General features: G+C 69.2%; 8 protein-coding genes. 2 read left to right on the top strand and 6 right to left on the bottom strand.

The annotated features are described in order from the left end of the window. Positions 1-240 precede the first annotated feature (240 nt). Complete coding sequence (locus tag ACUSIJ_RS18605; protein ID WP_449309898.1) at positions 241-762, top strand: helix-turn-helix domain-containing protein; 522 nt, start codon at positions 241-243, stop codon at positions 760-762. After that, the gene (locus ACUSIJ_RS18600) at positions 759-1,694 is read left to right on the top strand and encodes a DUF6456 domain-containing protein (RefSeq protein WP_449309897.1); all 936 of its coding nucleotides are present in this window, start codon (positions 759-761) and stop codon (positions 1,692-1,694) included. The genes ACUSIJ_RS18605 and ACUSIJ_RS18600 overlap by 4 nt, the downstream gene beginning before the upstream one ends. Positions 1,695-1,830: 136 nt before the next feature. Here ACUSIJ_RS18600 and ACUSIJ_RS18595 read toward each other — a convergent pair whose 3' ends face one another. The 6 genes from ACUSIJ_RS18595 to ACUSIJ_RS18570 form a co-directional block, all read right to left on the bottom strand. Continuing rightward, positions 1,831-2,712: a 3-hydroxybutyryl-CoA dehydrogenase gene (locus ACUSIJ_RS18595; protein WP_449309896.1), complete on the bottom strand. Its 882-nt coding sequence runs from the start codon at positions 2,710-2,712 to the stop codon at positions 1,831-1,833. A gap of 171 nt (positions 2,713-2,883) precedes the next feature. Beyond that, positions 2,884-3,816: an electron transfer flavoprotein subunit alpha/FixB family protein gene (locus tag ACUSIJ_RS18590; protein ID WP_449309895.1), complete on the bottom strand. Its 933-nt coding sequence runs from the start codon at positions 3,814-3,816 to the stop codon at positions 2,884-2,886. 2 nt (positions 3,817-3,818) lie between these two features. Continuing rightward, positions 3,819-4,565, bottom strand: a complete 747-nt coding sequence (locus ACUSIJ_RS18585) for an electron transfer flavoprotein subunit beta/FixA family protein (RefSeq protein WP_449309894.1) — start codon at positions 4,563-4,565, stop codon at positions 3,819-3,821. 331 nt (positions 4,566-4,896) lie between these two features. Next, complete coding sequence (locus ACUSIJ_RS18580) at positions 4,897-5,484, bottom strand: cob(I)yrinic acid a,c-diamide adenosyltransferase (protein WP_449309893.1); 588 nt, start codon at positions 5,482-5,484, stop codon at positions 4,897-4,899. A 114-nt stretch (positions 5,485-5,598) separates the two neighbouring features. Beyond that, a complete protein-coding gene (locus tag ACUSIJ_RS18575) occupies positions 5,599-5,790 on the bottom strand; it encodes a twin transmembrane helix small protein (protein ID WP_449309892.1) in 192 nt (63 codons plus the stop codon). Between the two features lie 43 nt (positions 5,791-5,833). Beyond that, positions 5,834-8,383, bottom strand: a complete 2,550-nt coding sequence (locus ACUSIJ_RS18570) for a TIGR02302 family protein (RefSeq protein ID WP_449309891.1) — start codon at positions 8,381-8,383, stop codon at positions 5,834-5,836. Between the last annotated feature and the right edge of the window lie 39 nt (positions 8,384-8,422).

Genomic DNA, 8,422 nt, shown 5'->3' with positions numbered 1-8,422 from the left:
TCCAGATGGGGCGTCCGGACAGGCTTGGCCGGACAAGCCCTTTCCTGCATCGCCCTGCATCAATGTCCGGCCGCCGGGCGGCCTCCGTTCAGCCCCTTATCCGCAACCTCGCGCACAGAGCTGTCAATAACCCCCCATACCCTCTTGGTTTTTCATGTATAGGATGATAATCCTATCTTCGTAACGTAACGCGTGTCGATAGGCATAATTTCCTTTGCATGATCGGGTATGGAGGCTGTGATGTCCTGGAACGATTGCGTTCACGGCGGTGGCGACCGCTTGCTGTACGAGGCCATGATCTGCCGTCAGTGCGAGGCCGGCGCGGCTTCGGCGTTCAGGGCGCCGCTCGCCCGCATCCGCAGCGCGCGCCGGCAGGACGCTCTTGCCGCGCTCGCCCGCGCCGTGGCGATCTACCTCGCCGCAATCGGCTTCGGCCTTTCCGCAACCGCGACGGGACGGGCGTTCGGCCGCCACCGCTCGACCGTCGACCACGCATGCCGGCGCGTCGAGGACCGGCGCGATGCCGACCCCGGCTTCAGCCTCGCGATCGCCTGCCTCGAACACGCCCTCGCGCGCCGCGTCGCCGGCGTCGCGCGCGAGGGCGCCTTGTGCGCCGAAAGCGCCCCGGCATGGGATGGACCGACGCGGATGCCGGCGCTCGCCTCCCCGCATGGAGCGGAGTATGGGGCGGACATCGCTGACCGCATCGCTCCATCGGCGCGGGTTTACACAGCCCGCGAACTCGCTGGAGGCGCGCAATGACCCGACATGGCGCCCGCTCCTCCATGCGTGAGGCCCCCGTGCCCGAGACCATCGCCGAGGCCGCACGCCTGCTTCGCCACCTCGGTGAACCCGGACACGCTGCGGTCACCGGCAGCCTGACGCCCGACCGGGTGATCCTGTCGAGCACACGCAACGGCATATCGCTCGGCCGGGGGACCGTGTCCGCCGCCGCCGCGGAACTCCTGACGCAGCGCGGCCTCGTGCGCGAGACGTCGCCCGGCACGCTCACGCTGACCGACGCCGGCCGCGCAGCAGCGGGCCGGCTGCCCGAGGAAACAGCCGGGAAGCCGGGGGACGACGCGGCCAGCGCCGCCCTGCCGGCGAGGACACCCCGCCGCAAGGCCAAGGGCGGTGCGAGGGGCGATGCAAGAGGCGTCGCCGGGACAGCGGCCGCCGGCCCCGACCGCGTGATCGGCGAGGCGGTGCTGCGGGACGGCGCGGAATCGGTCAAGGTGGCGATCAACGAGGCCGAAAGCCCGCTCGCCTGGCTGCACAGACGACGCGACCGCAACGGCGAGCCCTTCATCGACGCCACCTGCTTCGAGGCCGGAGAGCGCCTGCGGCGGGACATGACCATGGCCCGGATCATGCCGCGCGTCACCAGCCGGTGGTCGCCGGCGGGCGGCGGCAGCGGCGGCCCGGCAGTCGCCACGGACGCCATGGTCTCCGCCCGCCAGCGCCTGAACCGGGCGCTCGAAGCCGTCGACGGCGATTACGCCGGCATCTTGCTCGACGTCTGCGGCTTCCTGAAACGCATCGAGGATGTCGAACGCGAACGCCACTGGCCGCCGCGCTCGGGAAAGGTGGTGCTGAAACTCGCCCTGCAACGCCTCGCGGCGCACTACGGCCTTGCCCGCGAGGCGCGCGGGGCGGACGGCGCCCGGCGCATCCGGAGCTGGCAGGCGTGCTGAACCCGCTCCAACAAGAAATCCGGCCCAACGGCCGGATTTCACATTTGCGTGATGCCTGCCCGCGTGGCGCGAACACATTTCCGAGTTCTGGGCGAATTCCTATCGATCAAATGATTTCATTTGATCGGAACGCGCTCTAGCGCGTCGGCACCGGCTTTTCGCCGCGATAGTCGTAGAAGCCGCGGCGCGTCTTGCGGCCGAGCCAGCCGGCCTCGACGTATTTCACCAGCAGCGGGCACGGCCGGTACTTGGAATCGGCGAGCCCCTCGTACAGCACCTGCATGATCGACAGGCAGGTGTCGAGGCCGATGAAGTCGGCGAGCTGCAGCGGACCCATGGGATGGTTGGCGCCGAGCCGCATGGCGGTGTCGATGGATTCCACCGATCCGACGCCCTCGTAGAGCGTGTAGATCGCCTCGTTGATCATCGGCAGCAGGATGCGGTTGACGATGAAGCCCGGGAAGTCCTCGGCCACCGTCAGGCTCTTGCCGAGCCTCTCCACCAGAACCCGCGTCGCCTCGTAGGTCTCCTCGGAGGTGGCGATGCCGCGGATGACCTCGACGAGCTGCATCACCGGCACCGGGTTCATGAAGTGGATGCCGATGAACTGCTCCGGCCGGTCGGTGGTGGACGCGAGCCGCGTGACGGAGATGGAGGAGGTGTTGGTGCCGATGATGGCGGACGGCTTCAGCGCCGGGCACAGCGCCTGGAAGATCTTGCGCTTGATGTCCTCGTTCTCGACCGCCGCCTCGATGACGATGTCGCTGTCGCCGAACTGCTCGTAGCTCGTGGCGGCAACGATCCGCGCCAGGATCTGCCCGCGCTCGTCCTCGCTGAGGTTGCCCTTGGACACCTGCCGCGAGAGATTGCCGTTGATGGTGGCGAGGCCAGCGTTGACGCGCTCCTCGTTGATGTCGTTGAGCGCCACGTCATAGCCTGCCGCCGCGGCGACCTGCGCGATGCCGCTGCCCATCTGGCCAGCCCCAATGACGCCCACCTTGCGAATTTCGATCGACATGTTGTCCGTCCGTTCAAACGTTGCTGAATGGTATAGCCAAACGCCCCGGGCGCCAGAACAGCCTGTCCCCCCACCCCTCGTTGCAGGACATCTTATATAGACTTATTTTGACGTATTTTCTTCAGGCGGACGATCACATCCGCCTGAAGACCCGTTCGGGACGCCGGCGGCTCAGCCCAGCGCCTGCTGCAATTCCGGCACGACCTTGAACAGATCGCCCACGAGGCCGTAATCGGCCACCTGGAAGATCGGCGCTTCCTCGTCCTTGTTGATGGCGACGATGACCTTGCTGTCCTTCATGCCGGCCAGGTGCTGGATGGCGCCGGAAATGCCCACGGCGACATAGAGATCCGGCGCGACGACCTTGCCCGTCTGCCCCACCTGCCAGTCGTTGGGCGCATAGCCCGCGTCCACCGCCGCGCGGCTCGCGCCGATCGCGGCCCCGAGCTTGTCGGCGAGCGGTGCGATGACCTCCTGGAACTTCTCCGCCGAGCCGAGCGCACGCCCGCCCGAGACGATCACCTTCGCCGCCGTCAGCTCCGGCCGCTCGGACTTCGCCACTTCCTCGCCCTTGAACTGCGACACCGCCGGATCGGCCGCCACTGCCACGGCCTCCACCGGCGCGGAGCCGCCTTCGCCGGCCGCCTTGAAGGCCGCCGTGCGGATGGTCAGGATCTGCTTCGCATCCGTCGTCTGCACGGTCTCGATGGCGTTGCCGGCGTAGATCGGGTGCTCGAACGTATCGGGCGAGACCACCTTCGTGACGTCCGACACCTGCGCCACGTCGAGCAGCGCCGAGACGCGCGGCAGCACGTTCTTGCCGCTCGACGACGAGGGGGAGACGATCGCCTTGTAGCCCTCGGCGAGCCCCGCCACCAGCGCCGCCAGCGGCTCGGCCAGCGCGTGGGCGTAGATGGCGTCGTCCGCAAGCAGCACCTTCTCGACGCCTTCGAGCTTCGCCGCCGCGTCGGCGGCCGCGCGGGCATTCTGCCCGGCCACCAGCACGTGCACCGGCGCGCCGAGCTCGCGGGCCGCCGTCAGCGCCTTGGCCGTGCCGTCCTTGAGAGCGCCATTGTCGTGATCGGCAATCAGCAACGTCGTCATGATCAGAGAACTCCCGCTTCCTTGAGCTTCGACACCAGTTCGGCGGCATCGGCCACCTTGACACCCGCCTGACGCTTCGCCGGCTCGGTGGTGTTGAGCACCTTGAGACGCGGCGCGACGTCGACGCCGAGCTCCTCGGGCGTGTGCTCGCTGATGGGCTTCTTCTTCGCCTTCATGATGTTGGGCAGCGAGGCGTAGCGCGGCTCGTTGAGGCGCAGGTCGGTGGTGACGATGGCCGGCAGCTTCAGCGACACCGTCTGGAGGCCGCCGTCGACCTCGCGCGTCACGTCGACGCTCTCCGTGCCGAGCTCCACCTTCGAGGCGAAGGTACCCTGCGCCCAGCCGAGGAGGGCGGCGAGAATCTGGCCGGTCTGGTTGGAGTCGTCGTCGATCGCCTGCTTGCCGAGAATGACGAGATCGGGCTTTTCCTGATCGACGATCTTCGCCAGCACCTTGGCAACGGCGAGCGGCTCGACCCGGCCTTCGGCCTTCACCAGGATGCCCCGGTCCGCGCCCATCGCAAGGCCGGTGCGCAGCGTCTCCGTCGCCTGCGTCGGGCCGATCGACACGACGACGACCTCCGTCACCTTGCCCGCTTCCTTGAGACGCAGCGCCTCCTCGACGGCGATCTCGTCGAAGGGATTCATCGACTGCTTGACATTGGCGAGATCAACACCCGTCCCATCGGGCTTCACCCGGATCTTGACATTATAGTCCACCACCCGCTTGACGGGCACCAGCACTTTCATTGACGATCTCCTTGGCGCACTTCTGACTTGCTATCCGCTTGAAATTGTTTGTAATTATTATCAAGTAATCTGGCTATCACAGTTTAGCGCGGTCGGCGGACGCCCGGAAGGCGTCACGACCCGGTTTTCTTCCGTTGTCCGACATTTCCGCCACACCGCCCGCATTTGCCCGAATGGCCTAACAGTTGTTTGATCCGGCCGCCGAGACCGTAACGACGCAAGCTCGCGCTTGTCAATCTCCGTCGTGGAAGTTCTGCCTTGCGTGCGCCGACCGGCCCCTGCTTCTGTCTTTTGGGCGGATTCTGATCGATCAAACTGATCGGAGGGCGCTTTAGCGCTCCGCGCCCGGACGCCACAGCACGTCGCGCGCGCCATGGTCGTTGGCGATGCGGGCGAGCACGAACAGCAGGTCGGACAGCCGGTTGAGATATTGCAGCAGGATGGGCGAGACCTTGCCCGGCTCCCGTTCCGCCAGGGCGAAGGCGAGCCTTTCGGCGCGGCGGCAGATGGTGCGCGCGAGGTGCAGCGCGGCGGAAGCGGGCGTGCCGCCCGGCAGCACGAACGAGCGCAGCGGGGCAAGGGCGGCGTTGAAGGCATCGATGTCGGCCTCCAGCCGCCCGACCTGCGCGGCGACGACACGCAGCGCCTCGAACCGTTCCGGGTCCTCCGGCTCCTGCGCTCCTCCTGGGGGCGTCGACAGGTCCGCGCCGAGATCGAACAGATCGTTCTGGACACGCGCGAGGCTGGCGTCGACGTCGCCCGCAGTGTGAAGCCGCGCCAGGCCGATGGCGGCGTTGGCCTCGTCGACCGCGCCGAGCGCTTCGATGCGCAGGTCGTGCTTGCTGCGCCGCTCGCCGCCGGTCAGGCCGGTGGTGCCGTCGTCGCCCGTGCGGGTGTAGATGCGGTTGAGACGAACCATGCCGGGCTCCGATCATCCGCAGCGTGCAGAAAAGCGGGTACCACTTTTCGTCGACAAAGCTGCGCAAACTCAAGAAACTGGAACGCACGTTCTGACGGAATCAGAACCTGCGCTCTAACGCGCGCCGATCCACAGCACGAGCAGCACCACCAGAACGGCGACGAACTGGAGCAGCACGCGCAGCTGCATGAGCTTCTGCGACCGTTCGGGGCTGCCGCCGCGCATCATGTTGACGAGGCCGAGCACCAGCACGACGGCGACGGCCCCCGCCGTCAGCGGCACCAGAACATAGCCGAGCGCTCCCATGATTCCCTCCGGTCCTTTCTGAGCGTTGTCGTTGTCGGCGTCGTCAGTCGCGGCGCAACAGCCGTTCCAGATAGTCGCGCTCCTCGCTCGGACGCGTCGGATCGCCGAGTCGGCGGCGCAACTCATCCAGAATGCGCCGGGCCCGCGCGACGGCCGATTCGTCCGCCTCGGGCACGCGCGTGTCGCCGTCCGACCAGCGGCGATTGCCGGAGAGGCGGCCGAGCGGGTCCCGCCCGCCCGGCTCCTGAGCGCTCTGCTGGCCGGGCTCGCCGTTTTCGCCCTGCTGGGCCTGCTGCATCTGCTGGGCGAGCCCCTGCGCGCCATTCAGCAGCGCCTGCAACGCCTGCCCCTGGGCATCCACCGCCCCCTCGCCGTCGCCTTCCCCCAGCCGCTCCTCGGCGTCGCGCATGGCGCGGCCGGCCGCGTCCAGCCCCGGCTCCGCCGCAAGCCCCTGGTCCGCGAGCCCCTGCTGCAGCCGTTCGAGCTGCCGGCGCAGGGCCTGCTGGCGTCCGGCCAGATCCTGCTGGCCGCCCTGGCCTTGTTGGCCTTGTTGGCCCTGGCCCGCTCCCGGACCCTGCCCCTGGCCCGGCTCGCCGCCCTGCTGCGGCGCGCCGCCTTCCGCCAGTTCGTTGTTCTGGCGGAACGTGTCGTCGCGCAGGCGCTGCTGGTTGCGGATCATGTTGTCGAGCGAGCGCATCGCCCGCCCCGCCTCGCCGGCCTGCGAGCCGCTGCCCTCGCCGCCCTGCGCCATCTGCATGTTGTCGAGAATGTCGCGCAACTGCTCCATCAGCTGCTGGGCGCCGGCGATGTCGCCCTCCTGCGCCAGACGCTCCATGCGGTCGATCATCGCCGCAAGCTCCTCCGGCGTGATGGTGCGGGAGGGCTGGCCCTGGTTCTGCGCGGTCTGGTCGCGGTTGCGTGACAGGTTGCGCGCCATCTCGGCCAGATGGCGGTTGAGCGCGTCGCGCAGCTCCTGTGCGAGGCGGGCGATTTCCTCGGGCGGCGCGTTGCGGTCGATGGCCTCCTGCAGCGCCTGCTGGGCGGCGCGCAGCGCCTTCTCGGTGTCGGAGGCGTCACCGTCCTCGATCGCCACCGCCATGTTCCAGAGGAATTCCGCCGCCGCGACCAGATCCTCCTGCTTGCGCGCGCCCGACAGCAGCCTGTCGGCTGTCACCAGACCGAGATAGACGGAGGCATCGGGCGTGAACAGTTCCGGGGCGATCCGGAGCGCCCTGAGCGCCATGCGCACGTCGCGCCAGTCATGCGGGCGGAACACCAGATTGCGCCGCTGCTCGACGAGCGCCCGCGCCAGCGGATTGTTGAACGGACGCTGCGGCAGGGTCACGGTCAGCGTTTCGCTGCGCCCCTCCTGATCGGCGGCATCGCGCGCCACGAGCGTGAGCTGCACCTCGGCCCCGGCCCAGGGATGGGCGGCGAGATCGGCCGTGGTGCGCAGCTCCTGCGGCGCGTCGCCGCCACGTGGCAGCGGCAGCGCGATCACGGGTGCGGGCACGAGCGTCTGCTCCGCCTCGTCTCCCGGCAGCGAGACGATGCCCTGCGCCTGCGTCACGCCGTAATCGTCGCCGGCCCTGTAGGCGATGGTGAGGCCGCCGCGGCGCGTCGCCTCCGGCTCGCCGACGAACGCGATGGTCGGCGGCTCGTCGGGAACGACGGCGATGTTCAGCACCGCCCGGCCGCCGCCCGCCTCCACGTCGACCCGCGCCGCGCCGGTCACCTCATAGCGCCGTTCGGTGATGCCGTCGCCGCCGGCCGTGGCCGCCGCGCGCTCCTCCAGGCCGCCCGAGGCCTCGATGTCCCCGGCGAGATGCTCGCCGCCCTGGCCCGCGAAGCGCAGGACCAGCACGCTGCCCTCCGGCACCGAAACGTCGCGCGCACCGGCCCGCGCCAGATCGAGCATCACCGGCGGCAGGCGCGTGTAGGCCGGCGGATCGATCCAGCCGTCGACGCGCAGCGCGACCTGATCGACAGCCGCCTCCGACCGCCAGTCGAAAGCGAGCGCCAGCCGCCAGCCGCGCTCGTTGCCGGCGATGAACGCCGCCGCGACCAGCGCCACGACGAGCGCTCCGCGCAGGCCGTAATAATCGTATGAAGCGGTCTCGGGCCTCGGCGCGGGTGGGCGCAGGCGCTCCACCGCGGCCTCGGCCCGGCGGCGATGCAGCGCCCACAACGCCCGGCTCGCCGGATCGTTGAGCCCCAGCGCCTGCCGGTCGTCGAGCAGGCTCGCGGGATCGGGCAGGTTGTCGTAGCCCGCCCCGGCGTCGAGCGCCCGCAAGGCTTCCTGCCGTGACGGATAGCGCCGGGCGATGGCCGGAATGCAGGCCACGACGAAAAGCGCCGCAAACAGCAGCGTGCCCGCCATGCGTCCGCCGGCCGGCAGCAGCGCCCAGAAACCGAGCCACGACACCACGACGAAGACGCCCGCAACGCCGAAGGGCAGCCACAGGCGCGGCCACAGGCGCTCGGCATAGAGCGAGGCGCGGGAAAGGCGCACGGCGCGCTCCAGCCGCGCCCTGATGTCGCGGTCTCGAACCTGTGCGTCGGGAGCCTGCCGCTCCCGCCCTGCGCCGCTCACGAGGTCTGTCCTTGCATTGCCATAATCGTCATCCGGTCC

The organism is Pseudochelatococcus sp. B33, from assembly GCF_053570585.1.
Note: the sequence above shows the minus strand (reverse complement) of the source record. Positions and strands in the feature narration are given on the sequence as shown.

Bases quoted from the DNA above. Each gene is read 5' to 3' on its own strand.
- ACUSIJ_RS18585 (WP_449309894.1), bottom strand. From the start codon at position 4,565: ATGAAAGTGCTGGTGCCCGTCAAGCGGGTGGTGGACTATAATGTCAAG.
- ACUSIJ_RS18590 (WP_449309895.1), bottom strand. From the start codon at position 3,816: ATGACGACGTTGCTGATTGCCGATCACGACAATGGCGCTCTCAAGGAC.
- ACUSIJ_RS18600 (WP_449309897.1), top strand. From the start codon at position 759: ATGACCCGACATGGCGCCCGCTCCTCCATGCGTGAGGCCCCCGTGCCC.
- ACUSIJ_RS18575 (WP_449309892.1), bottom strand. From the start codon at position 5,790: ATGGGAGCGCTCGGCTATGTTCTGGTGCCGCTGACGGCGGGGGCCGTC.
- ACUSIJ_RS18595 (WP_449309896.1), bottom strand. From the start codon at position 2,712: ATGTCGATCGAAATTCGCAAGGTGGGCGTCATTGGGGCTGGCCAGATG.
- ACUSIJ_RS18580 (WP_449309893.1), bottom strand. From the start codon at position 5,484: ATGGTTCGTCTCAACCGCATCTACACCCGCACGGGCGACGACGGCACC.
- ACUSIJ_RS18605 (WP_449309898.1), top strand. From the start codon at position 241: ATGTCCTGGAACGATTGCGTTCACGGCGGTGGCGACCGCTTGCTGTAC.